This window comes from Streptomyces sp. NPDC059166 (assembly GCF_042755185.1).
Taxonomy (GTDB): domain Bacteria; phylum Actinomycetota; class Actinomycetes; order Streptomycetales; family Streptomycetaceae; genus Streptomyces.
Genome location: NZ_JBHZCI010000005.1, coordinates 131,802 through 155,314, shown reverse-complemented (window position 1 = coordinate 155,314; position 23,513 = coordinate 131,802). Strand labels below are relative to the sequence as shown.

General features: G+C 73.1%; 17 protein-coding genes. 12 read left to right on the top strand and 5 right to left on the bottom strand.

The genetic code is table 11. From position 1 onward, the window contains the following. Nucleotides 1-124 precede the first annotated feature (124 nt). Both ACFXOA_RS05845 and ACFXOA_RS05840 read right to left on the bottom strand, forming a co-directional pair. Nucleotides 125-1,774: a DUF5691 domain-containing protein gene (locus ACFXOA_RS05845; RefSeq protein WP_385023006.1), complete on the bottom strand. Its 1,650-nt coding sequence runs from the start codon at nucleotides 1,772-1,774 to the stop codon at nucleotides 125-127. A gap of 326 nt (nucleotides 1,775-2,100) precedes the next feature. Then, complete coding sequence (locus tag ACFXOA_RS05840) at nucleotides 2,101-3,180, bottom strand: hypothetical protein (protein ID WP_385023004.1); 1,080 nt, start codon at nucleotides 3,178-3,180, stop codon at nucleotides 2,101-2,103. 385 nt (nucleotides 3,181-3,565) lie between these two features. Here ACFXOA_RS05840 and ACFXOA_RS05835 point away from each other — a divergent pair, with 385 nt between their 5' ends. The 5 genes from ACFXOA_RS05835 (at nucleotide 3,566) to sucD (ending at nucleotide 10,880) form a co-directional block, all read left to right on the top strand. Then, nucleotides 3,566-4,678, top strand: coding sequence for an AAA family ATPase (locus tag ACFXOA_RS05835; RefSeq protein WP_385023002.1), 1,113 nt, complete (start codon nucleotides 3,566-3,568; stop codon nucleotides 4,676-4,678). Between the two features lie 140 nt (nucleotides 4,679-4,818). Further along, complete coding sequence (locus ACFXOA_RS05830; protein ID WP_385023150.1) at nucleotides 4,819-7,266, top strand: DUF5682 family protein; 2,448 nt, start codon at nucleotides 4,819-4,821, stop codon at nucleotides 7,264-7,266. A gap of 59 nt (nucleotides 7,267-7,325) precedes the next feature. Then, nucleotides 7,326-8,504 (top strand): VWA domain-containing protein, encoded by a 1,179-nt coding sequence (locus ACFXOA_RS05825; protein ID WP_385023000.1) that lies wholly within the window; start codon nucleotides 7,326-7,328, stop codon nucleotides 8,502-8,504. A 288-nt stretch (nucleotides 8,505-8,792) separates the two neighbouring features. Continuing rightward, nucleotides 8,793-9,974: an ADP-forming succinate--CoA ligase subunit beta gene (gene sucC / locus ACFXOA_RS05820; RefSeq protein WP_362538653.1), complete on the top strand. Its 1,182-nt coding sequence runs from the start codon at nucleotides 8,793-8,795 to the stop codon at nucleotides 9,972-9,974. 21 nt (nucleotides 9,975-9,995) lie between these two features. Next, nucleotides 9,996-10,880: a succinate--CoA ligase subunit alpha gene (sucD, locus tag ACFXOA_RS05815; RefSeq protein ID WP_356737463.1), complete on the top strand. Its 885-nt coding sequence runs from the start codon at nucleotides 9,996-9,998 to the stop codon at nucleotides 10,878-10,880. A 110-nt stretch (nucleotides 10,881-10,990) separates the two neighbouring features. Here sucD and ACFXOA_RS05810 read toward each other — a convergent pair whose 3' ends face one another. Next, nucleotides 10,991-12,340 carry a helix-turn-helix domain-containing protein gene (locus ACFXOA_RS05810; protein ID WP_385022997.1) on the bottom strand — a complete coding sequence of 450 codons (1,350 nt, stop codon included), beginning with the start codon at nucleotides 12,338-12,340 and terminating at the stop codon, nucleotides 10,991-10,993. 149 nt (nucleotides 12,341-12,489) lie between these two features. On the opposite strand from ACFXOA_RS05810, the gene ACFXOA_RS05805 reads away from it, so the two are divergent. Then, nucleotides 12,490-14,496 (top strand): DUF6350 family protein, encoded by a 2,007-nt coding sequence (locus tag ACFXOA_RS05805; protein WP_385023148.1) that lies wholly within the window; start codon nucleotides 12,490-12,492, stop codon nucleotides 14,494-14,496. 20 nt (nucleotides 14,497-14,516) lie between these two features. Here ACFXOA_RS05805 and ACFXOA_RS05800 read toward each other — a convergent pair whose 3' ends face one another. After that, on the bottom strand, nucleotides 14,517-15,452 hold the full coding sequence (locus ACFXOA_RS05800; protein ID WP_385022995.1) for a hypothetical protein: 936 nt from the start codon (nucleotides 15,450-15,452) through the stop codon (nucleotides 14,517-14,519). A 239-nt stretch (nucleotides 15,453-15,691) separates the two neighbouring features. Here ACFXOA_RS05800 and purN point away from each other — a divergent pair, with 239 nt between their 5' ends. The 3 genes from purN (at nucleotide 15,692) to ACFXOA_RS05785 (ending at nucleotide 19,566) form a co-directional block, all read left to right on the top strand. Next, complete coding sequence (gene purN, locus ACFXOA_RS05795) at nucleotides 15,692-16,348, top strand: phosphoribosylglycinamide formyltransferase (protein ID WP_385022993.1); 657 nt, start codon at nucleotides 15,692-15,694, stop codon at nucleotides 16,346-16,348. After that, nucleotides 16,335-17,888, top strand: coding sequence for a bifunctional phosphoribosylaminoimidazolecarboxamide formyltransferase/IMP cyclohydrolase (gene purH / locus ACFXOA_RS05790; RefSeq protein ID WP_385022991.1), 1,554 nt, complete (start codon nucleotides 16,335-16,337; stop codon nucleotides 17,886-17,888). The genes purN and purH overlap by 14 nt, the downstream gene beginning before the upstream one ends. A gap of 217 nt (nucleotides 17,889-18,105) precedes the next feature. Continuing rightward, entirely contained in the window at nucleotides 18,106-19,566 is a 1,461-nt protein-coding gene (locus ACFXOA_RS05785) for a DUF2079 domain-containing protein (RefSeq protein ID WP_385023146.1), read from the top strand. Between the two features lie 62 nt (nucleotides 19,567-19,628). Here ACFXOA_RS05785 and ACFXOA_RS05780 read toward each other — a convergent pair whose 3' ends face one another. Beyond that, the gene (locus ACFXOA_RS05780; protein ID WP_365519076.1) at nucleotides 19,629-20,216 is read right to left on the bottom strand and encodes a hypothetical protein; all 588 of its coding nucleotides are present in this window, start codon (nucleotides 20,214-20,216) and stop codon (nucleotides 19,629-19,631) included. Nucleotides 20,217-20,454: 238 nt separating this feature from the next. Between ACFXOA_RS05780 and ACFXOA_RS05775 the strand changes: the two genes are divergently transcribed. The 3 genes from ACFXOA_RS05775 to ACFXOA_RS05765 all read left to right on the top strand — a co-directional run bounded on the left by ACFXOA_RS05775 (nucleotide 20,455) and on the right by ACFXOA_RS05765 (nucleotide 23,506). Beyond that, nucleotides 20,455-21,333 (top strand): bifunctional methylenetetrahydrofolate dehydrogenase/methenyltetrahydrofolate cyclohydrolase, encoded by an 879-nt coding sequence (locus tag ACFXOA_RS05775; RefSeq protein WP_385022989.1) that lies wholly within the window; start codon nucleotides 20,455-20,457, stop codon nucleotides 21,331-21,333. Between the two features lie 18 nt (nucleotides 21,334-21,351). After that, nucleotides 21,352-22,017 carry a DUF3017 domain-containing protein gene (locus ACFXOA_RS05770; protein WP_385022987.1) on the top strand — a complete coding sequence of 222 codons (666 nt, stop codon included), beginning with the start codon at nucleotides 21,352-21,354 and terminating at the stop codon, nucleotides 22,015-22,017. Nucleotides 22,018-22,438: 421 nt separating this feature from the next. Continuing rightward, a complete protein-coding gene (locus tag ACFXOA_RS05765; RefSeq protein ID WP_385022985.1) occupies nucleotides 22,439-23,506 on the top strand; it encodes a DUF2690 domain-containing protein in 1,068 nt (355 codons plus the stop codon). The last annotated feature ends 7 nt before the right edge of the window (nucleotides 23,507-23,513 follow it).

The window sequence follows — 23,513 nt, the reverse complement described above, 5'->3', positions numbered from 1 at the left end:
GCTGCGGCCGCGTCGGGACGTTCCTCTGCCACGACGGGGCACATCCGGGGGCGCGCGGCCGGCGCTGACGCGCTGCGGCGGGTGCGATCGGGCAGGTGGAACCGGCCAGATGCGTCAGGCGGCCTCATCGAGCCGCGCCCTCCCCAGCCGGCTCCGCCTGCGTCCCAGCCAGCTCCGCCTCCATCTCGGCGCGCAGGCGCAGCGTGGACACCAGGCGCTGGAAGGCCTCCGACCAGTAACCGCCCGCGCCGGGGGAGGCGTCCGCCGGTTCGTCGGGGGTGGTGGTGAGGACCGCGAGCCGGTCCGCCTCGGCCGGATTCAGACATCGTTCGGCGAGTCCCATGACTCCGCTGAAGCTCCAGGGATAGCTTCCCGCGTCCCGGGCGATGTCCAGCGCGTCGACCACCGCACGGCCGAGAGCTCCGTCCCAGGGGACGGAGCAGACCCCGAGGAGCTGGAACGCCTCGGACAGGCCGTGGGCCGATATGAAATCGGCTACCCACAAGGCCCGTTCGGCCGGAGGCAGGATGGCGAGGAGCTGAGACCGCTCCGCCAGCGACGCGGTTCCCGGACCGTTCGCCGGAGGTGTCGAGGGTGTGCCGAGCAGTGCCCGCGCCCACTCGCCGTCGCTCTGTCGTACGGCCGCGCGGCACCAGGCCGCGTGCAGTTCGCCTTCCCAGCCGTCGGCGACAGGCAGGGATACGAGCTCGTGCGCCGTCCGCCCGTCGAACCTCCCGCGCCAGATCCCCAGGGGGGCCGATTCCACCAACTGGCTGAGCCACCAGGAGCGTTCGCCGCGCCCTTGAGGGGGTGCCGGAACCACGCCGTCGCGTTGCATCGCGGGGTCGCACTCGTGCGGTGCTTCGACGGCGATGGACACCGCCCCCTCCGTACGGTCGGGGTTCACGCAGGACATGGCACGAGCCGCCATGCGCCTGGCGAGCCGGGAGCCGGGAAGCGCGGAGAGCAACTCGGCAGCGGTGGCGCGGACGTTGCGACTCCGGTCCGCCAGTGCCTGTTCCAGGAAGTCCTCGTCGGCGTGCGAGAGCCCGGAGCGCAGCGAATCCAGGAACATCAGCCGGTCCTCGGCGCGCTCGGTGGTCCAGGTGCTGGTGAGCAGGCTTCGGGCTTCGCCGGGATCCCGCTCCCGCAGGGCTCCGAGCAGGGCGACCCGTTCGGCGAAGAGCCCTTCCTCCCAGAGCACACGCACCACCTCGGGATCGGATATGTCCGGGCGCTGGGCGCCACGGGAGGACGGGCGCAGCGCGAATCGCCACTCCGGATTGAGAGCGGCCAGCCAGAGCCCGCGCGGTCCGGCGAACGGCAGGACGTAGGGACGGAGGTCCGTGCGGGCTCGCGCCGCGTCCAGCAGGGGTGGCAGCAGTTCGGCGGGCGCGCGGTACCCGTGCGCGCTCGCGGACGCCAGCCACTGGGGGATGAGTTCGGTGAGGTCGGGAGCCGTTCCTCTGCGGCCGTTCGGCGGGGACGAACGGTCGGCGAGCAGTCGCGCGAGTCTGCGCCGGGCGGCCGCGGGCAGGGACGGCCGCGGGTCTGCGGGCGCGGGTGCGAGCGGCTCCGCGGCCGCCGCCCCCGGCCGCAGCGCCGCCCTGCGCCGCACGGTGTGCACGGCCGCGGTGGCCAGGAGTTCGGCCGGTGTGGGGGCGGAGCCGTCCGCCCGGGGGAGCGGGCGCCGGTCGGTGCCGAGCAGCGCGGAGGTGACCAGCTCGTCCCACGTGGCGTTCACGGGGGCACCGGTTGGGGCGGTCGTGGACATCGGGACCCTTCCTGTGGGCTGGAGCCGTGGGCCTTGGCGTGGGCCGTGAGCTCTGGGCTTCGGGCGTGGAGCGATCGACGGGTGGGAGGGGCTACGGCCTCTCCCCGGCCTCGTCCGGAGAGGGGCTGCCTCTCCCCGGCCTCCTCCGGCCCGTCGGCCTGTGATCCGTCAGGTACGTGCGGTATGCGCCGTGCGGCGGGTGGCGTGCGATGAGTGGCGGGCAGGAGGGTGTGCGATGTGGTGCGTACGTCTGTCGTGGGTAGGGCGTACCGAGTGCGGAGCGCGGTGTCCACGGCGTTCGCCTGCCGGCAGGAACAGGGGTGGTTTCAGGCGAGCACCACAGGCGTGTTCGCGGCGCCGTCGTCCGGGCACCAGGCCGCGCGAGGGTCGAACCCGCGGTGCCCGCACTCGCCGAAGACCGTCAGAGGTCCGCCGCCGGAGAGGGCCACGAGTGTCCACAGGCCCGGGCGGCTCAAGGCTGCGGGCGTCACCGGCAGCGAGGACCCGTCGGCCGCGCCGGTGAGCTGCCAGCCGTCCCCCGACGGCACGGGTATGACATCCCGCAGGACGGCGGGCCAGGCGTCCAGCCAGGGATCGTCCCGCAGGGCGTGTCCGTAGGCGGTCAGAGCCTCGGCCGCCGTGACCCCCGCTGGTGGCTCGTCGGCGGCGACGGGCTCGGTGAACCGTGTTCCCAGCTCGGCGCGGAGTCCTGCCCCGCTCGGATAGGGCGTCATCTCGGCGTCGATCACCGCGCCCACCGGCAGGGCCTGAGCGGGGGCGCGCCCCGGCGCCACGTACGACAGCAGCAGCACGATCCGTCGTGACCGGCGACCCTGCAGCCATGTACGGCGGGTGACGATCCGTCCGTCCGGGGTGTCGTACCGTGCGAGGACCAGCCAGCGGTCCCTGAGGGCGGGGTCGTCGGCTGAGGCCGTCAGGCCCACGCGTGCGCGGACCGTCGCCGCCAGCGGGCGGGGGAGTCCTCCGACCCCGAACCACGCCGAGTCCAGCAGATGCAGGAGAGCGCACTCCTCGAGGAGCCGCCCGGGCCAGCCGGGCCCCGACGCCGCTACCGTGCCCAAATCACGTACCCGTGAAGCGAGTCCCGGCGCCTGGGCGTCGACCATGCGGGCCGCGGTCTCCTCCCACAGCCCGAAATCCGGCCGTTCGGCCGCCGCGAGGCCTCCGCGCAGCAGGTCGGCCAGCCGCCGTTCCAGCTCCTGTGCGCCCGCAGTGATGCGCTCGGCCCTGCGCCCGGCGCGGCGAGCGGCCGCGCGTGAGGCCGCGTCAGGATCGCTTCCCGGCGCGTGCTCCGACGGGACCTGGGACACCGGTTCGGTGGCCCGCCCGCGTTCTCCCCCGTGAGATAGCACCATGGGAACGACGGTAGACGGGACCACTGACATCGATGCTGATCCTCAGGTCCCGGTGGTCGCGGCTCCCCGGCGGCCGGGCCGCGAGTCCGTGCAGGGGCACGGCGCCCGGCCCGCGGCCGAGCGCGCATGTGTTCCTCGCCGGGGCGGGCACCGGCCCGGGGCGGCAGGGGTGTCGGGAGGGGCGCCGGACAGGTCGCGTTCCGCCCGGCCGGAGCCGTGAGCAGAGCGCCCGGGACCGTACGTGACGAGGGGGAGGGCGACCCGGCGGGGCGTCGGGCACGGCCTGGTGCCGCCGCCCTCGGGCCGGGATGCCGGCAGCGATGTCGGTGCCACCGCGCTCGGACACCGACGGCGATGTCAGTGCCGTGGTGCACGGTGGGGACAGCATCGGATCGACCGATCCGGAGGGGGATGAATGACCGTGCCCGTACAGACCAAGGAATCCGTCGGCGAGGCGCTGAGGCCGCATGCGGAGCATGCCTTCGCCGATGAACTGAAGGCGCTCGCCGCCGCCGACGACCGTCCACGGCCCGCGCGTTGGAAGCTCTCGCCGTGGGCCGTCGCCACGTATCTGCTGGGCGGGACCCTCCCGGACGGCACGGTGATCACACCGAAGTACGTGGGCCCGAGACGCCTTGTCGAGGTCGCCGTCACCACGCTCGCGACGGACCGGGCACTGCTGCTCCTCGGTGTCCCGGGGACGGCCAAGACATGGGTGTCCGAGCATCTGGCCGCAGCAGTCAGCGGCGACTCGACCCTCCTCGTGCAGGGAACCGCGGGCACACCCGAGGAGGCCGTGCGCTACGGATGGAACTACGCGCAGCTGCTGGCGCACGGCCCCAGCCGTGAGGCACTCGTGCCGAGCCCCGTCATGCGTGCGATGGCCGAGGGCATGACCGCCCGGGTGGAGGAGCTCACCCGTATCCCGGCCGACGTGCAGGACGCCCTCATCACGATCCTCTCGGAGAAGACCCTTCCCGTCCCCGAGCTCGGCCAGGAGGTTCAGGCGGTCAGGGGGTTCAACCTGGTGGCCACGGCGAACGACCGGGACCGCGGGGTCAACGAGCTGTCCGGTGCGCTGCGCCGGAGGTTCAACACCGTGGTGCTCCCGCTGCCGGCCACTCCCGAGGCCGAGGTCGACATCGTGTCCCGCCGGGTGGCCGGGATGGGACGCGCGCTCGACCTCCCCTCGGTGCCCGACGGCCTCGCCGAGATCCGGCGCGTCGTCACGGTCTTCCGTGAACTGCGCGACGGCGTCACCACGGACGGCCGCACCACACTCAAGTCCCCCTCCGGGACACTGTCCACGGCCGAGGCCATCTCCGTCGTGACCGGAGGGCTCGCCCTGGCAGCCCATTTCGGGGACGGCGTGCTCCGGCCGGGGGACCTCGCCGCAGGTGTCATCGGCGCGGTCCTCCGCGACCCCGTCGCGGACCGGGTCGTCTGGCAGGAGTACCTGGAGACCGTCGTCCGCGAGCGCGCGGACTGGAAGGACTTCTACCGTGCCTGCCGGGAGGAGGCCGGATGACCCGCTCCGGCACCCCGTCCACCGGGGACCCGTCCACCGGTGTCCCGTCCACCGGCACCCCGTCCACCGGCACCCCGTCCACCGGGGACCCGTCCACCGGTGTCCCGTCCACCGGCACCCCGTCCACCGGGGACCCGTCCATGGCGGTCCGGGCCTCCGAGGGGCCGCTGCTGCTGGGCGTACGTCACCACGGCCCCGGTTCCGCCCGGGCGGTCCTGGCCGCGCTGGAATCCGTGCGGCCTGCCGCGGTACTCGTCGAAGGCCCGCCCGAGGGCGACGCGTTGCTGCCGCTCGCGGGACACCTCCGGATGCGCCCGCCGGTCGCGCTGCTCGCCCACGCCGTGGACGACCCGGGCCGCTCGGCGTTCTGGCCCTTCGCGGACTTCTCTCCCGAGTGGGTGGCGATCCGCTGGTCACTGGCCCGCGGAGTCCCCGTCAGATTCATGGACCTGCCGGCCGCCCACTCCCTCGCGCTGACCGACCGGCGGGAGGAAGGGGCCGGGGAGGACCGGGCCATCGACCCGATCCGGATACTCGCCCGGACCGCGGGGCACGACGACCCGGAGGGCTGGTGGGAGGACGTCGTCGAGCACCGGGGCGCGGACGGCCGGCCGCCGGCGGACCCGTGCGCCCCATTCGCCGCTCTTGCCGAGGCGATGACGGCACTGCGGGAGGCTCACGGGGACGGCGGCCACCCGCAGGAAGCGGTGCGGGAGGCCTGCATGCGCCTGCGTTTGCGCGCGGCCCGCAAGGAGTTCGGGGACCGTGTGGCGGTGGTCTGCGGAGCGTGGCACGTGCCCGCGCTCGCCTCCGGGGCCAAGGTCGCCGCCGACCGCGCCCTGCTCAGGGGAATGCCCAAGGTCAGGGTGGAGCTGACCTGGGTGCCCTGGACCCATCGCCGGCTCTCCCGGTACAGCGGATACGGCGCGGGGATCGATTCCCCCGGCTGGTACGCGCACCTGTTCGCCTCCCCCGACCGTCCGGTCGAACGCTGGATGACGCGGACCGCCGGTCTCCTGCGTGACGCCGACCGGCCCGTGTCCGGGGCCGATGTCATCGAGGCGGTCAGGCTCGCGGATGCCCTTGCGGTCGTGCGCGGCCGTCCTGCCGTGGGCCTGGCCGAGGCCACCGACGCGGTCAGGGCCGTCATGTGCGAGGGGTCCGACGTACCGCTGGCCCTCGTGCGCGACGAGCTCGTCGTCGGCACGACGCTGGGCGAGGTGCCGGACACCGCTCCGGCCGTCCCCCTCCAGCGCGATCTCGACAAGCAGCAGCGCAGGCTGAGACTGCGGCCCGAAGCGGCGCGGCGGGAGCTGGAGCTCGACCTGCGCAAGGACACCGACGCCGCCCGCAGCCGTCTCCTGCACCGGCTGCGGATCCTGGGGGTGGACTGGGGCGCACCCGCGGCGGGCCGGGGGAGCACCGGGACGTTCCGGGAGAGCTGGCGGCTGCGCTGGGAGCCGGAGCTCTTCGTCCGGATCGCAGAAGCGGGGGTCTGGGGCACCACCGTGCTGGACGCGGCGACCGCCAAGGCCGAATCGGACGCCGTGTCGGCCAGGGTCCTCGCGGAGGTCACCGGGCTCGCCGAGCGCTGTCTCCTGGCAGGTCTGACCCGTGCGCTGCCCGTCGTGATGCGAGCCCTCGCGGACCGGGCCGCCCTCGACACGGACGTCCGGCACCTCGCCGACGCCCTGCCCTCCCTGGCCCGCTCCCTGCGCTACGGGGACGTCCGGTCCACCGGCACCGCGGCACTGGGGGCGGTGGCCGTCGGCCTCGCCGAACGCGTATGCGTGGGCCTGCCTCCCGCCTGCACCGGGCTCGCCCCCGACGCGGCGGCGGAGGCGTTGCGCAGGCTGGACGGCACGCACACGGCGATGGGCATGCTCGCCGGCGCCGACGGGGCCGAGGGGCTCCCCGAGCGGTGGGTGGAGGTGCTGCGCGGACTCGCCGTCAGGGAGGCCGTCGCCGGGATGGTCCGGGGCCGCGCCACGCGTCTCCTCCTGGACGACGGACGGCTCACCGAGTCCGGGACGGAGAGGCTGATGAGCCAGGCGCTCTCCCCGGGCACCCCGTCCGCCGAGGCCGCCGACTGGATCGAAGGCTTCCTCGGCGGAGCGGCCGGCGGCGGTCTGCTGCTGGTCCACGACGAGCGGTTGCGGAGGCTCGTGGACTCCTGGCTGACCGGCCTGCCTGCCGACGCGTTCACGGGCGTACTGCCCCTGCTGCGCCGCACATTCGCGGCCTTCCCACCCGGCGCCAGACGCACCCTGGGCGACCTCGTCCGCCGCGGCGGGGCGGCGGAGCACGCAAGCGGGAAGGACACGCCCGCCGCGCCCGGCTTCGGCGCGGCACTCGACGAGGAGCGGGCCGACGCGGTCGTCCCGGTGCTCCGGCTGCTCCTCGGTCTCGACCCGCCCGACCCGCCGTGCCGCGCGGAGACAGACCGCACGGAACCCGGCGGCGCGGATCCTGACCGCCCGGCGTCGGACCCGACGGACGCGTGCCCCACGGAGCTCGGGCCCGGAGTGCAAGGCCGTACGCAACCGGGCCGTCCGGGCCTCCCCGGGCAGCGGGCGGCGACCGGATGAACACGTCGGACACGGGAGGGGAGGGCGCAGGGGTGGACACGAGCGGGAGGGAGGGCCCGGTGGGCGAGCACGGCACGACCGCCGAAGGGGAGCGGCTGCGGCGCTGGCGCCTGGTGCTCGGCGGGGACGCGGCCGAGGCCACGGGCCAGGCACTCTCCGGGCGCGACGCGCAGATCGATCACGCGCTGGACTCGCTGTACGGCGAGAACCGTCCCCAGGGCCGGGGCGGGACGGGACGGACAGCCGGGCTCGGGGCCTCGGCGCCGTCCGTGGCGCGCTGGCTGGGCGACATCCGTACGTACTTCCCGAGCACGGTCGTCCAGGTCATGCAGCGCGACGCGATCGACCGGCTCGGGCTCGGGGCCCTGCTGCTGGAGCCGGAGCTGCTGGAGGCCGTCGAGCCCGACGTACACCTCGTCGGCACACTGCTCTCCCTCGGCAAGGCGATGCCGGAGACGACGAAGGAGACGGCCCGGAAGGTCGTACGCAAAGTCGTCGAGGACCTGGAGCGCAGACTTGCCCCGCGCACGAGGACCACGCTCACCGGTGCCCTGGACCGCTCGGCGAGAGCGCGCAGACCGCGCCCGCGGGACATCGACTGGGGCCGGACGATCCGCGCCAACCTCGGCAGACCCCTGGCTCTCCCGGACGGCGGAAGCACGGTGGTCCCCGAGCGGCTCGTCGGCTACGGGCGGGCGGACCGGTTCCTGAAGAAGGACGTCATCCTCTGCGTCGACCAGTCCGGTTCGATGGCCGCCTCCGTCGTCCACGCCGCCGTCTTCGGGGCGGTGCTCGCCTCCGTGCGGGCCCTGTCGACGCGGCTCGTCGTGTTCGACACGTCGGTCGTCGATCTCACCGACCAGCTCGACGACCCGGTCGACGTCCTGTTCGGTACACGGCTCGGCGGCGGCACGGACATCAACCGCGCGCTCGCCTACTGCCAGTCGAGGATCACCCGTCCGGCGGACACCGTCGTCGTCCTCGTCAGCGACCTGCACGAGGGAGGGATCCGGGACGAGATGGCCGCCCGCGCGGCGGCGATGACGGCGTCCGGGGTGCGGCTCGTGGCCCTGCTGGCGCTGTCCGACGAGGGCACGCCCTCCTACGACCGGGAGCACGCCGCGACGCTGGCGGCGCTCGGCGCGCCCGCCTTCGCCTGCACCCCCGATCTCTTCCCCGAGGTCATGGCGGCCGCGATCGAGAGCCGCCCGCTGCCGGTGCCGGACACCGCCGGGTGACCCGGGCCGCGCCGGCCGGGGCCGTCTCCGGGGGAGCGCCGACCGGTTTCGGCGGACGCCGTTTTGTCCTTGACATCCGGGCCGTCTGCGGGATCTGTGACCGTTATCACCGCTCAGGTGTGATCCGCAATTTAGGGTCCGGTGCGGCACGGGGGATAACCTGCCGGATGGACATGCCGCGTACCGGGTCACCCTGTGCGCCTCCCCTGTGACCGCGCAGTCACGTTGCCCTCGCGGCACGCCCACGCAGAAAACGAACCGCGAGACCACTAAAAGGGACGGACGCGCGTGGACCTGTTCGAGTACCAGGCGAGGGACCTCTTCGCCAAGCACGGTGTACCGGTGCTGGCCGGTGAAGTCATCGACACGCCTGAGGCAGCCCGCGAGGCGACCGAGCGGCTGGGCGGCAAGTCCGTCGTCAAGGCGCAGGTGAAGGTCGGCGGCCGCGGCAAGGCCGGCGGCGTCAAGCTGGCGGCCGACGCGGACGAGGCGGTCGCGCGCGCGACCGACATCCTCGGCATGGACATCAAGGGCCACACGGTCCACAAGGTGATGATCGCCGAGCTGTCCCCGGAGATCGAGGCGGAGTACTACGTCTCGTACCTCCTTGACCGCACCAACCGCACCTTCCTCGCCATGGCGTCGGTGCAGGGCGGCATGGACATCGAGGAGGTCGCGGAGAAGACCCCCGAGGCCCTCGCGAAGGTCCCGGTCAACGCCGTCGACGGCGTCGACATCGCCAAGGCGCGCGAGATCGTCGCCCAGGCGAAGTTCCCCGCCGATGTGGCCGAGGGCGTCGCCGAGGCCATGGTGACCCTGTGGGACACCTTCGTCGCCGAGGACGCGCTCCTCGTCGAGGTCAACCCGCTGGTGAAGACCAAGGACGGCCGCATCCTGGCCCTGGACGGCAAGGTGTCTCTCGACGAGAACGCCGACTTCCGTCAGCCCGGTCACGAGGAGCTCGAGGACAAGGCCGCGGCCAACCCCCTCGAGGCTGCCGCCAAGGCCAAGAACCTCAACTACGTCAAGCTCGAGGGCGAGGTCGGCATCATCGGTAACGGTGCCGGTCTGGTCATGTCGACCCTGGACGTCGTCGCGTACGCCGGTGAGAAGCACGGCAACGTGAAGCCCGCCAACTTCCTCGACATCGGTGGCGGCGCCTCCGCCGAGGTCATGGCGAACGGCCTCGAGATCATCCTCGGCGACTCGGACGTCAAGTCCGTCTTCGTCAACGTCTTCGGCGGCATCACCGCCTGCGACGAGGTCGCCAACGGCATCGTCCAGGCCCTGGAGCTCCTCAAGTCCAAGGGCGAGGACGTCACCAAGCCGCTGGTCGTGCGCCTCGACGGCAACAACGCGGAGCTGGGTCGCAAGATCCTCTCCGACGCCAACCACCCGCTCGTTCAGCGTGTGGACACCATGGACGGCGCGGCCGACAAGGCCGCCGAGCTCGCCGCGGCTGCGAAGTAAGGGACGAGGGACTCCAACACCATGGCAATCTTCCTCACCAAGGACAGCAAGGTCATCGTCCAGGGGATGACCGGCGCCACGGGCATGAAGCACACCAAGCTCATGCTGGCCGACGGCACCAACATCGTCGGTGGCGTGAACCCGCGCAAGGCGGGCACCTCCGTCGACTTCGACGGCACCGAGGTACCCGTATTCGGCTCCGTCGCCGAGGCGATGGAGAAGACCGGCGCCGACGTGTCCGTCCTCTTCGTGCCGCCGGCCTTCGCGAAGGCCGCCGTCGTCGAGGCGATCGACGCCGAGATCCCGCTGGCCGTCGTGATCACCGAGGGCATCGCGGTCCACGACTCGGCCGCCTTCTGGGCGTACGCCGGCTCGAAGGGCAACAAGACCCGGATCATCGGTCCGAACTGCCCCGGCCTCATCACCCCCGGCCAGTCCAACGCCGGCATCATCCCGGGCGACATCACCAAGCCCGGCCGCATCGGTCTGGTGTCCAAGTCGGGCACGCTGACCTACCAGATGATGTACGAGCTCCGTGACATCGGCTTCTCGTCCGCCGTCGGCATCGGTGGCGACCCGGTCATCGGCACCACGCACATCGACGCCCTCGCGGCGTTCGAGGCGGACCCCGAGACCGACCTCATCGTGATGATCGGTGAGATCGGTGGCGACGCCGAGGAGCGTGCCGCCGACTACATCGCGAAGAACGTCACGAAGCCGGTCGTCGGCTACGTCGCGGGCTTCACCGCCCCGGAGGGCAAGACCATGGGCCACGCCGGCGCCATCGTCTCCGGCTCGTCCGGCACCGCCGCCGCCAAGAAGGAGGCCCTCGAGGCCGCCGGCGTGAAGGTCGGCAAGACGCCGACCGAGACCGCCAAGCTGGCGCGCGAGATCCTCGGCGGCTGACACCGCAGGGCGTCGCCGCCTCATCGCGGAAACGGCGCGGGCCTTCATCCTGTCCTCGTGGCGGGGTGAAGGCCCGCGCCGTTTCCGTGTCCACGCGGGCGGCGCATCCGTCAGGGGATCCGAGGGACCAGCCGTTCCGGACCGTGGGTGAGCTCCTCCCGCAGGGACTTCTGCAGTTTCAGATCCTGGGAGGTCAGCTTCCCCGGTCCGCTCAGCGGCGGAACTCCGCCCACCCGGTGGGGAGGTGAGAGCGGCTGCTCGTAGTGGGTGGGTGCCGTGTGCAGGGTGTAGCCCGTCGCCCCGATCAGCAGGACCCCGAAGCAGATCGCGGCCCGTGTCCAGAGTTCCGCGACGCGCTCGCCCCCCTTGCGTACCGCGGGAGCTGACGAGGGCTCGGCCACCTGCTCGGCCAGTGCGAGCGCCCCGAGCCGCTCCTGGAGCAGCGCGGTACGCGCCCCGGAATCCTTCGGGCGGCCCAGCTCCGGGAGCACCTCGGAGACGGCGGCCCGTGCGTTCAGCAGCCGGCTCGCCGCGGCGAGCGTGCTGGCCTCGGTCTCGGCGGCCGTCTCCGGCAGGCCGAGTCCCACCCCGTCGTGGAGCAGCAGCGTGCGGCGGTTGGCCGGGGGCAGGGCGAGCAGGGCGCCGAGCAGCGCGCGCCGTCCGGGGTCCTCGGGGAGGGCGTCGGGCCTGCGGTGGGTACGCCGCCACCGGTGCCAGGGAGACATCGCGTACTCGTACGAGACGGCCCGGACCCAGCCCGCGGGGTCCCGGTCCGTGGCCACCTCCGGCCAGCGCTGCCAGGCGACCCGGAAGGCGTGCTCGACCGCTTCCCCCGCCAGCTTCCGGCGCCCGGTCAGCAGATACATCTGACGTGTCAGCCCGGGGGCCGTGCGGGCGTACAGGGTGTCGAAGGCGTCCTCGGCGGTGAGCGCGTGCCTGGACCGGGGCAGAGCGGGCGGAGGCTCGTCGGGTGGTGGGCCGTCCTCGGCGCCGGTGTCCTCGGCCGCGGTGCGTCCGGCCCAGGTGGTGTCGGCACAGGTGGTGTCGGCACAGGTGTCCTCGGCCGCGTCCGGTGCGTCCGTGTCCGGTGCGGCCGCCACGTCCGCCTCATCGGCCGTGCCCGGGGCCGGGGCCGGGGCCGGGGTGGCGGCGGGGGCCGCGGTCGCGCCGGCGGCGGGGCAGGGCGGGCCCGGAGGCGTCTGCCCGGTCGTGGCGGATCCGGCCGGCGGGTCGGGCATCGCATCCCCGTCGGCACAGCCGATCAGCCTGGCGTACGCGTCGCGCCGCCGTCCGCGTGGATCGGTGCGGCCCGCCTCCCAGGCGCGGACGGTTCCGGGGGTGACCCCCACGGCCTCGGCGACCTGTTCCTCACTCAGCGCTCGGGCCTCGCGCAGCCTGCGGCGCTCCTCGGGGGAGGGCAGCGGGGTGGCGGGGGCCGGGCCGGTGGTGCTCCGCGTCATCTCCTGCCTCCGTTCCCGGGGACACTGCAACGGGTGAAAAAGTACATAAACATATATTGAGCGACACAGCGGCTGTTGGCCCGTTACACGAAATAGGTGCGTGTCGTTGGCAGCATGGCGGGGTGACCCAAGTGACCGAGCGCAGCCCGATGTTGCCGGCCGAGCGGAGCAGGACCGCCGTCCTGGCCTCCGCCTTCGTGCGCGGGGTGCTCGCGGCGGGGCTCGGGCTCGGGGCGCTGGCCGTCCTGGTCATGCTGCTGTGGGTCACCTCCCCCTACCCCGACAGCGGGCCCGGCGGGGCGCTCCATGTGGCGACCGGGCTCTGGCTCCTGGCCCATGGCGCCGAACTGGTCAGGGCGGACACGGTGGGCGGACACCCCGTACCCGTGGCGACCGTCCCGTTGTTGCTCGTCGCGCTCCCCGTGTGGCTGCTGTACCGGGCCGGCCGGGACTCCGCCGAGTTCGACGGTGACGGTGAGACCGCGGCCGATCATTCGGCGTTCGGGGCGTTCTGCGCGGTGAGTGCCGGGTACCTGCTGGTGGCGCTGGCATCGGTGGCGTACGCGCAGGGCGGTGCGCTGCCCGTCGACCGTGCCACCGTCGGTTTCCCCCTCTCCTTCGTGGTGGCGGGCGCCGCCGCCGCGGGCGTGTGGGCCGCGCGCGGGCACACCCTCGGTCCGCTGCTGGTCTGGGCGCCGCTGACACTGCAGGAGGCAGCCGCCCGTCCGCGGTTCAGGGCGGGTACGGCGGTGACCCTGCGGTCGGCGGCCGCGGGTGTGCTGACACTGCTCGGCGGCGGGGCGCTGCTCGTCGCCGTGGCGCTGGCATGGCATTCGGGGGCGGCTCGGGAGTCCTTCCTCGGTCTGGCGGGCGACTGGTCCGGCCGGGTGTCCGTGCTGCTCCTGGCTGCGGCCCTTGTGCCGAACGCGGCGGTGTGGGGCGCGGCCTACGGCCTGGGTCCGGGGTTCTCCCTCGGTACGGCGTCGACGGCGGCCCCGCTCGCGTTCACCGGGCCACCCGCCCTTCCCGACTTCCCGCTGCTCGCCGCTGTGCCCTCCCACGGTCCGGGCACCGCGGCGAACTGGGCAGCCGTCGCGGTGCCGTTCGTGGCGGGTCTGACGGTCGCCCGGTTCGTGGCCAGGGGCGCGGCTCCTGCGCCCGACGCGCGCGAGGAGTCCTGGGGCCAGGGCCGGACCGCGCTCGTCGCGGGGCTGGCGGCCCTCGGCACCGGAGCGGGGGCGTCCGCGCTCGCCGCGGCCTCGGGCGGTCCGCTGGGCAACGGCGCGTTGGCGGAATTCGGCCCGGTGTGGTGGCTGGTCGGTCCGGCCGCCTTCGTGTGGACGGCCGTCATCGGTGTGCCGACCGCGCTGCTCTTCAGGGCGTGGCGACTGCGGGAGCACCGGTGGGGCTGGCGGTGGGAGACCGCCTCGGCCGACCCGGCGCCGGCGGGATCGCGACCCGACCGAAAGGGCGGCCGCGGCCGGGCGACGGTGCGGCCCGCTGAGGCTGAGAGCGGAGCGGCGGACGAGCAGATCGAGGCGTACGACTTCCTGTCGGCGGACCCCTGGCACGGCGAGCAGGCCAGGGAGGCACGCTGGGCGGCGCTCAGGAAGAACTCGGGCGGGCTGATGGCCGCCTTCCCCGCGCGCGAGGGGTTCCCGTCCCCCGCAGCGGCTGCCGAACCGGGTGGGTCTGCCGAGTCGGGAGGGCCCGTGCAGGCCGGCGGGTCGGTGCGGGCGTCCGAGCCCGTGAGGCCGGACCGTTCGGTGAAGAGCTCCGGGGCCGCGGAGCCCGTACAGCCGTCCGAGCCCGTACAGCCGTCCGATCCCGTGAAGCCGGCCCGGTACGCGACGATCGAGGAGCAGTCCCCGGAGCCCCCGAAGCCCGCTGAGCCCGTTGAGCCCGCGGAGCCCGTGAGGCCGGAGGGACCCGTGGAGCCCGCCGGGCCCGTGTCCGTCGGCGCTCCTGGCGGTACGGCCGGTCCCGCGCCGGTGCTTGGCCCTTCGCGCGCGGCTGACCAGGGTGCCGGGCCCTCGGCGGCTCCCGAGGGCCCGCCGTCGGCGGACCCGGGTGAAGCCGAGGGGCCGGATACGAGGTCCGGCCGGGTTCCGGACGCCGAGGAGCGTCCGGAACCCGGCCGGGAGGCCGCTCCGTAGCGGAGCGAGTGGCGCGGAGGTTACTTCCTGACGCCGAAGAAGGGCTCCAGCGGGTCGGGCAGTCTGTCGTTGCAGGAAAGGGCTCCGGACTTGGTCAGCGCGTCGTTCACGCACGTGTAGTAGTCGCGGTAGACCAGCTGGACCGTGTAGCCGGTGGCCACGATCGCCAGTGCGAGCAGCGCCGTCACCAGGCCGCTCACGGCGGCGGTCGTCTGCTGGCGCTTGCTGATCTGAGGGGCGCCGGAAGCCTGGCCGGGCACCGGGGGAGCGGCGGGGCGATCCGGAGTGCCGGTGGCGGTGGCCGTCGCGGTGCCGGGGGCCGGCGGCTTCTGCGGGGCGCCGCGGAGGGAACTGATCGCCCAGTACACGGAGAGGGCGCCGAGGAGCATCGCGATCTCGGGGAGATCGAAGAGGGCGAAGAAGAACGCCCACATCCCACCGAGCACCGCGTAGCGGGCGCGACGCTGGACGGGGTCGGTCGGATCCCAGCGCAGACCGCCGGGGTTGCCCTCCGGCCCGCCGCCCTGGCCGCCCTGCCCGGGGCCGCCCGGACGGCCGCCGAAGCCTCCGCTCTGGCGGCCGGGCTGCTGGTCGCTCCACCGGCCGCCCCAGACAGGGCGGTCGTCGCTTCCGTCACCACTGCCGCCGTCGCCGTGGTTCCCGGGGGTGTGGGAGGGGTGCCGAGGCTGCCACGGCTGGTCGGGCCGGTCCTCGGGCGGTGCGGCGAAGGGGTTGTCGTCGGACGGACCGGGCGAGGAGCCGCGTCGGCCGGGTGACCCGGAGGACGCCCCGGACCCCCGGGAGGAGCCCGAACCCGACGAGGAGTCCGAACCCGACGAGGAGCCGGAGCCCGTGCCCGACGAGGAGTCCGGTGATGAGGACTGGCGTTCCCGCATCAGCGTGGATGCCCGCTCGGGCAGCGGATGGCCAAGGGCGGTGCGGAGGCGGTCCGGCATGTGGTGAACGTCTTCCCCATCTCGTCATTTCCGCCCGGGGGCGGTTCCCTGTCCCCAGACGCTACCTCCCGGTCGCGCCCCCGTCCCGTGGGGGCCGCCGGGTGTGCCGGTATCGTTGCTGACGGTCGGACCGTTCGTAGAGTCCCCCGTATCGGGGGACCGGCTTCTTTCGTACGACCACACAAGCGCACCTCCTGTACATCGCGTACCCGCTCCATCACGCGAGAAAGGGCCCTGCCGTGGCCTCCCCGCCCCCCTCCGCCGCTCCTGCCCGTGTGGTCGTACTGGTCTCCGGATCAGGAACGAATCTCCAGGCACTCCTGGACGCGATCGGTGACGATCCAGAGGGCTACGGAGCCCGGATCGTCGCGGTCGGCGCCGACCGCCACGGCACCCTCGGTGCCGAGCGGGCCGAGCGGGCGGGGCTCCCCACCTTCGTGTGCAAGGTCGGCGAGTACGAGAACCGCGAGGCGTGGGACGAGGCGCTGACCGCCGCAGTGGCCGGGCACCGCCCGGACCTCGTCGTGTCCGCGGGTTTCATGAAGATCGTGGGCAAGCACTTCCTCGCCCGTTTCGGGGGCCGGGTCGTCAACACCCACCCCGCCCTGCTCCCCAGTTTTCCCGGCGCCCACGGGGTCCGCGACGCGCTCGCGTACGGCGTGAAGGTCACCGGGTGCACCGTCCACTTCGTCGACGACGGCGTCGACACCGGTCCGATCATCGCGCAGGGCGTGGTCGAGGTGACCGAAGAGGGAACGGAGGAGGGCGAAGCCGCCCTCCATGAACGCATCAAGGAAGTCGAGCGCAAGCTGCTCGTCGAGGCCGTGGGGCGGCTCGCCCGTGACGGCTATCGCATTGAGGGACGAAAGGTTCATCTCGGTCATGTCGGTGAATAAGCCCATCCGTCGCGCCCTGGTCAGCGTCTACGACAAGACGGGGCTCGAAGACCTCGCCCGCGGTCTGCACGAGGCGGGTGTCGAGCTGGTGTCCACCGGCTCCACCGCCGGGAAGATCGCGGCCGCCGGCGTGCCGGTCACCAAGGTCGAGGAGCTCACCGGCTTCCCCGAGTGCCTGGACGGCCGGGTCAAGACCCTGCACCCCCGCGTCCACGCCGGCATCCTCGCCGACCTCCGCCTGGACGCCCACCGTGAGCAGCTCGCCGAGCTGGGTGTGGAGCCCTTCGACCTCGTGGTCGTCAACCTCTACCCCTTCAAGGCGACCGTCGCCTCCGGCGCCTCCGACGACGAGTGCGTCGAGCAGATCGACATCGGCGGCCCGTCGATGGTCCGCGCCGCCGCCAAGAACCACCCGTCCGTGGCGGTCGTGACCAGCCCGGAGCGTTACGCCGACGTGCTCGCCGCGGTCAAGGCGGGCGGATTCGACCTGACCGCCCGCAAGCGGCTCGCGGCCGAGGCCTTCCAGCACACCGCCGCGTACGACGTCGCGGTCGCCGCCTGGTTCGCGGACGGCTACGCGGCCGCGGACGACTCGGGCCTGCCCGAGTTCCTCGGCGACACCTTCGCGCGCACGAACGTGCTGCGCTACGGCGAGAACCCGCACCAGCCCGCCGCGCTGTACACCTCCGGCGAGGGCGGCCTCGCCGGTGCCGAGCAGCTGCACGGCAAGGAGATGTCCTACAACAACTACACGGACACCGACGCCGCACGCCGCGCCGCGTACGACCACGACGAGCCGTGTGTCGCGATCATCAAGCACGCGAACCCGTGCGGCATCGCCATCGCCGACGACGTCGCCACCGCGCACCGCAACGCCCACGCCTGCGACCCGCTCTCCGCGTACGGCGGTGTCATCGCGGTCAACCGTCCGGTGACCGTCGAGATGGCCGAGCAGGTCGCGGAGATCTTCACCGAGGTCATCGTCGCCCCGGCGTACGAGGACGGCGCGGTCGAGATCCTCGCCCGGAAGAAGAACATCCGGGTGCTGCGCTGCCCCGAGGCGCCGGCCGCCGCGCTCGAGGTGAAGCCGATCGACGGCGGCGCACTGCTCCAGGTCGCCGACCGCCTCCAGGCCGAGGGCGACGACCCGGCCAACTGGACCCTCGCCGCCGGTGAGGCCCTGTCCGCCGAGGAGCTCAGGGAGCTCGCCTTCGCCTGGAAGGCGAGCCGTGCGGTCAAGTCCAACGCCATCCTGCTCGCCAAGGACGGCGCGTCGGTGGGTGTCGGCATGGGCCAGGTCAACCGCGTCGACTCCGCCAAGCTGGCCGTCGAGCGGGCCGGCGAGGAGCGGGCCAAGGGCTCGTACGCCGCGTCCGACGCCTTCTTCCCCTTCCCCGACGGCCTGGAGATCCTGACCGCCGCCGGCATCAAGGCCGTCGCCCAGCCGGGCGGGTCCGTCCGTGACGAGCTGGTCGTCGAGGCCGCGAAGAAGGCCGGCGTGACCATGTACTTCACCGGCACGCGCCACTTCTTCCACTGACACCTGCACCCAGGTCGGATCCAGCACCGCAGGCCGTACCCGCCCGGGTACGGCCTGCGGTGCGTTCCGGAACGGACGTGCGGTGAGAGCCTTCGGCGCGTCCCGGCCTACGGAAATCGCTCGGCCCTCTGTTCTAATGAATGGCCTTGCCGGGCCGTAGCGGGCGGGACCGGTGTGACCGGCAGTGACCACCGAGGGATTCCGTTGCGGGGGCATCGTGCTTGACGTGAAGCAGAGCGAGACCGACGTGCCCGGGGAGCAGGCTCCCGAGCCGGCCGGGGGCGTGACGCACCCTGCGCCCCTGCGCCCGTACCTGATCGCGGCGGCCGTACTGTGCGCGCTCTACTTCCTCTACGAATACCTGCGGTTCAGCCACTTCGAGTCCCCCTCCTGGGACCTGGGGATCTTCGAGCAGGAGGTGCGGGCCTACGCCGGTTTCGACGCCCCCGTCGTCGACATCAAGGGCCCCGGCTTCCTGATACTCGGCGACCACTTCAGCCCGCTGGTCGCCCTGCTCGTCCCGCTCTACTGGATCTGGCCGTCCGCGGTCGCGCTGCTGTTCGCCCAGGCCGCGCTGTTCGCCGCCTCCGCAGCCGTCGTCGGGCGCACCGTCCAGCAGATGCTGGGCGGCCGTTCCGGCCTCTGCGTCACCGTCGCCTACGGGCTCTCCTGGGGCCTCCAGGAGGCGGTCAAGGCCGACTTCCACGAGATAGCCCTCGCCGTCCCGCTGCTGGCCCTGGTCTGCCGGGCGCTGCTCATGGAGCGGTGGCGGGCCGCCGTCCTCTGGTCGCTGCCGCTGGTCCTGGTCAAGGAGGACCTCGGGGTCACCGTGGCGCTGGTGGGCGTGCTGCTCGCACTGTACGGGCGCCGGGTCCAGGGCTTCCTGCTGGCGGCGTTCGGGGTGCTCGCCTTCGCGCTGACCGTGCTGGTGCTCATACCGGCGGCCAGCAGCGCGGGGCAGTACGACTACTGGAAGAAGATCGAGGAGAACGGGGGGCAGCAGGTCTCCCTGCTCGACTCCGTCCTCGGCGTGTTCAACTCCCAGGTCAAGCTGGAGATGCTGGTCTTCCTCGTCGGGATCACGGCCTTCATGGCGCTGCGCTCCCCCCTGATCCTGCTCGTGCTGCCCACCCTCGGATGGCGCCTCCTCTCCCAGGACTCCAACCACTGGGGGATGGTCTGGCACTACAGCGCGATCCTGATGCCGGTGGTCTTCCTGGCCATGGCCGACGGCATCCGCCGCAGCAAGGGATCGAAGCGCGGCTGGCTGGTCTCCTACGCGAACGTCGCGGTCCCGATGGCCGCCGCCGTCGCGATCGCCCTCACCCAGCACCTGCCCTTCCGCGACCTGCTGCGCCCGGAGACCTACCGCTCCGACGCCCGCACCCAGGCCGCCGAGGAGGCCCTGGACGCGATCCCCGTGGGCGCCCGGGTGGAGACGGACATCACGCTCATGGCGCACCTGACCGCCGACCGCACGGTCTACTGGGTGGGCGGGGCTCCCGGCACCGCCCCCGACGTCGTCGCCATCAACCTGGACTTCGGCTGGTCGCGCCCGATCGACGACCCGGTCGCGTACGCCCACCAGCTCCACCCGGAGGCGACGTACCGGGTCACCCGCCGGGCCGGCTCCTTCGTCGTGATGGAGCGGACCTCGCCCGTGCCCGGAAAGGGCTGAAGGCCGCACACCCGCGGATCAGCGGGTGCCGCGGCCTTCACGCGCGGGTGTTGCGGAGCAGGTCAGTGCTGCCGCTGACGGGTGAACCAGGCCCCGCCGTCGGACTTCGCCACGAAGACGACGACCAGGATGGCGAGGACCGTGTGGGCCAGGCCGATCACGATGAACGGGTAGATACCGAGGATCGCGGTGATCACACCGAACACGATCGTGGTGATGCGCACCCCGTTTCCGCCCTTGCCGAACTTGGCGGCCAGGACGACGGCGAGGACGCCCCACACCAGGGCGAAGACGGTGATGCCCCAGAGCGCGTTGCCCGAGTAGTCGGCGAGCTGCTGGAACTGCACGTCCTCCTGCAGCGTCGCGTCGTTCTTGGCCGCGTTCACGGCAGCGGCGGCGAGCGCGACGAAGATCGCGCCGATGACCTGGAGGCCCGCGATCACGTAGAGCATGACCCGGGCGGCCTTCACGCCACCGGGCATCTCGGTCGGCCCGCCCGGGTAGCCGTAGCCGCCCGGGACCGGAGGAGCCTGCGGGTAGCCGTAGCCCTGCTGGGGAACGCCCTGGGGCGCCTGCTGGGGGTAGCCGTAGCCCGGCTGCCCGCCCTGCTGCTGCTGGCCGTAGGGGTTGTTGGGGTCGCCGAAGCTCATGGCGAGGTTCCTCCGTTGCGAAGTGCGGGGACGACGCGGCCCGGACGGAGGAATCGTGTGCAAGCAATCAGAACGGTGGTCCCCCCGACACTGTCCGCGGTGATGCGGGCCCAATCGTCATCTTGGCGTCCGCTTCTTGTCCAGCGGATTGTCCAAGGTGTTGTGCAAGTGCAATCTCGAGTCCACCTGGCAAGCAGGAATTGGTATGCGGGCGGGGTCATCCGCGAGGATGGGTGCCATGACTGCCCAGATTCTCGATGGCAAGGCCACCGCAGCTGCGATCAAGTCCGACCTGACCGTCCGCGTGGCGGCCCTCAAGGCACAGGGCATCACCCCGGGCCTGGGAACCCTGCTCGTCGGGGACGACCCCGGCAGCCGCTGGTACGTGAACGGCAAGCACCGTGACTGCGCCCAGGTCGGCATGGGCTCCATCCAGCGCGAACTCCCCGACACCGCCTCCCAGGAGGACATCGAGGAGGTCGTACGGGAGCTCAACGCCAACCCGGAGTGCACCGGTTACATCGTGCAGCTGCCGCTGCCCAAGGGCATCGACACCAACCGCATCCTGGAGCTGATGGACCCGGCGAAGGACGCGGACGGGCTGCACCCGATGAACCTCGGCAGGCTCGTGCTGAACGAGGCGGGCCCGCTGCCGTGCACCCCGCAGGGCGTCGTCACCCTGCTGCGCCGCCACGGCGTCGAGATCAACGGCGCCCACGTGGTGGTCGTCGGCCGCGGTGTCACCATCGGCCGCCCCCTGCCGCTGCTGCTGACCCGCCGCTCGGAGAACGCCACCGTGACGCAGTGCCACACCGGCACCCGTGACCTCTCGGCCCACCTCAGGCAGGCCGACATCATCGTCGCCGCCGCGGGTGTGCCCCACCTGATCAAGCCCGAGGACGTGAAGCCGGGGGCGGCCGTGCTGGACGTCGGCGTCAGCCGCGACGAGAACGGCAAGATCGTCGGAGACGTCCACCCCGGTGTCTCCGAGGTGGCCGCCTGGGTGGCACCGAACCCGGGCGGTGTCGGCCCCATGACCCGTGCGCAGCTGCTGGTCAACGTGGTGGAGGCGGCCGAGCGCGCTGCCGCCGAGGCCTCCGCCGTCTCCGCCGGCTGACCTGGACCGGAGGACGTCATGGGCGCTGGTACGAGTCCCACGGGCGGCACGAACGCGGACGGTACGAACGCGGACGCTACGGAGTTGGGCGGTACGGGGGTGGACGCCGCGCACCCGGACGCCATGCATCCGGACGCCGCGCATCCGGACGCCGCGCATCCGGACGCCGCGCATCCGGACGGGCCCGCGGATGAGGCCACGCCGTCCGGGGCCGAGGCGGCCGGAGAGGTCGCGGAGCCCGTCGCGGCCGTTGCCGGTGCGGAGCCCGGGGGCAGTGGTTCCACCTGGGCACCGTCACGCCGCTTCTCGTTGACGCGTGACACCGCGCGCCCCGAGGGCGGCGGCCGAGCGGCGCCCGGGGACGCTCCCGCTCCCGCGCGGCAGTGGCCGCTGCTCACGGTGCTCTGCACCGCCGGGCTGGGGCTGCTGATCGTGGGGACCAACGCCTTCGAGGAGGCGTTCAGGATCGGCGCGATACTCATCGGCGTCGCCCTGCTCGGCGGGGCGGTGCTGCGCTGGGTGGTCCCGTCCGTCGGCATGCTCGCCGTGCGGTCCCGGTTCACCGATCTGGTCACGTACGGCCTGATGGGCGCGCTGATCGTGCTGCTGGCGCTGATGGCGCAGCCCAAGCCCTGGCTCACCGTCCCGTTCCTGCAGGACGCGGTCCACTTCACGATCCGCTAGAGCCCGTTCGGCGAGGCTCGGGCCGGGCTCCGTGGACGAGTGGTGTCCGTCCCCTCCCCCGAGAAGGGACGGACACCGGACAGGTGCCGGTGCAAGAAGCACCGGAATGCGGTGACTTGAGCGGCCTTGCCCTGTCCTGAGACAAGCGTCATGGACATGAGGGGTCGGGTTCAAGGTCCGCCCGGTCCCTGTGGCACGGAGGTGACCATTCCGCCACGGTGTGATCGTCACGCAACGGATGCGCCATCCCGTCCGGGGCGCACGGGGCGACCCGCGTGCGGCCGCGACCGGCACCTCGTGTCGGCCGCGACCGGCACCTTGCTCCCCCGCGCGAAACGGAAGCCGGATGTCCGTGCGGGCGCGCGTCTTTCTGGGTAGTGCGGTTGGCGGGGGCCGACGGTGGCACGACCGGGGGGACGCGATGGCTCGGTGGAAGGCGTTACCGGACGAACTCGATCCGCAGATGCGGGAGTTCGTGCTGCGATTACGTGTGCTGGTGGACCATGCGGGTCTGAGCATCGCCGCCGTCGCCGACCGCACCGGTTACAGCAGGGCGTCGTGGGGGCGCTACCTCGGCGGCACCCTGCTGGCACCCAAGGGCGCGGTCGTGGCTCTCGCCGAGGTGACGGGCACGCCGCCCCAGCACCTCGCAGCCCTGTGGGAGCCCGCGGAGAGGGCTTGGAGCCGATCCGAGGCGCGCCATCGGATGACGATGGAGGTCATCGGTGCCGCCAGGGCGCGTACGGCCCACGAGAACGCCGGTGAGCCCCCGAGGGCCCCGGTCGCCGGGGCCGCGCCCGGCGGCACGGCGGTCCCCTTCGCCGCCGACCAGGTGAACGGCGGGCGCGGCACGGTCCGTTCCTCGCCTCCACCCGCCTCGGGCGCAGCCCCACGGGCCACCCGTGCGGTCCCGGGACAGCGCGCTCCGGCCGCCGGGCCGGCACCGGATGCCGGGAGCGGAGGTGATGCCGCCGGACCGCGGAGGGCTCGCGGCCAGCCCCGCCGCCGCCCGGTGCTTCCTGCGGCGATGCTGGCCGGTGTGCTCCTCCTCGCGGTGGGCGTGACGCTGGCGTACGACCGGGGCGGGGACACCGGCGCCCGACCCTCCACCGGGGCACCGCCGCCCGGACCCGCCACCTCCGGCCCCCGGGCCGCTTCCGGCGCCGGCTGCGCGGGGGCCGGTTGCACCGGGCTGGATCCCGAGGCCATGGGCTGCGGCCGGTCCGCGAGCACGGTCGCCAGTGCCGCGGTCGGCAGCGGTCTCGTCGAGGTCCGGTACAGCAGGGCCTGCGGAGCCGCCTGGGCCCGGATCACGCGGGCGTCCGCGGGCGACACCGTACGGATCGCGGCGGGCCGTATAAGGCAGGACGGCGCGGTGGGGGCCGAAGCCGCGGCCCGCACCCCGATGGTGGCCGTGGAGAAGGCCTCGGAGGCCGAGGCGTGCGCCACCCTCGTCTCCGGGGTCACCGGCTGCACCGCACCCGAGTGATGACCGG

Bases quoted from the DNA above. Each gene is read 5' to 3' on its own strand.
- ACFXOA_RS05845 (WP_385023006.1), bottom strand. From the start codon at position 1,774: ATGTCCACGACCGCCCCAACCGGTGCCCCCGTGAACGCCACGTGGGAC.
- ACFXOA_RS05840 (WP_385023004.1), bottom strand. From the start codon at position 3,180: ATGTCAGTGGTCCCGTCTACCGTCGTTCCCATGGTGCTATCTCACGGG.
- ACFXOA_RS05835 (WP_385023002.1), top strand. From the start codon at position 3,566: ATGACCGTGCCCGTACAGACCAAGGAATCCGTCGGCGAGGCGCTGAGG.
- ACFXOA_RS05830 (WP_385023150.1), top strand. From the start codon at position 4,819: ATGGCGGTCCGGGCCTCCGAGGGGCCGCTGCTGCTGGGCGTACGTCAC.
- sucD (WP_356737463.1), top strand. From the start codon at position 9,996: ATGGCAATCTTCCTCACCAAGGACAGCAAGGTCATCGTCCAGGGGATG.
- ACFXOA_RS05810 (WP_385022997.1), bottom strand. From the start codon at position 12,340: ATGACGCGGAGCACCACCGGCCCGGCCCCCGCCACCCCGCTGCCCTCC.
- ACFXOA_RS05805 (WP_385023148.1), top strand. From the start codon at position 12,490: ATGTTGCCGGCCGAGCGGAGCAGGACCGCCGTCCTGGCCTCCGCCTTC.
- ACFXOA_RS05800 (WP_385022995.1), bottom strand. From the start codon at position 15,452: ATGCCGGACCGCCTCCGCACCGCCCTTGGCCATCCGCTGCCCGAGCGG.
- purH (WP_385022991.1), top strand. From the start codon at position 16,335: ATGTCGGTGAATAAGCCCATCCGTCGCGCCCTGGTCAGCGTCTACGAC.
- ACFXOA_RS05780 (WP_365519076.1), bottom strand. From the start codon at position 20,216: ATGAGCTTCGGCGACCCCAACAACCCCTACGGCCAGCAGCAGCAGGGC.
- ACFXOA_RS05775 (WP_385022989.1), top strand. From the start codon at position 20,455: ATGACTGCCCAGATTCTCGATGGCAAGGCCACCGCAGCTGCGATCAAG.
- ACFXOA_RS05770 (WP_385022987.1), top strand. From the start codon at position 21,352: ATGGGCGCTGGTACGAGTCCCACGGGCGGCACGAACGCGGACGGTACG.
- ACFXOA_RS05765 (WP_385022985.1), top strand. From the start codon at position 22,439: ATGGCTCGGTGGAAGGCGTTACCGGACGAACTCGATCCGCAGATGCGG.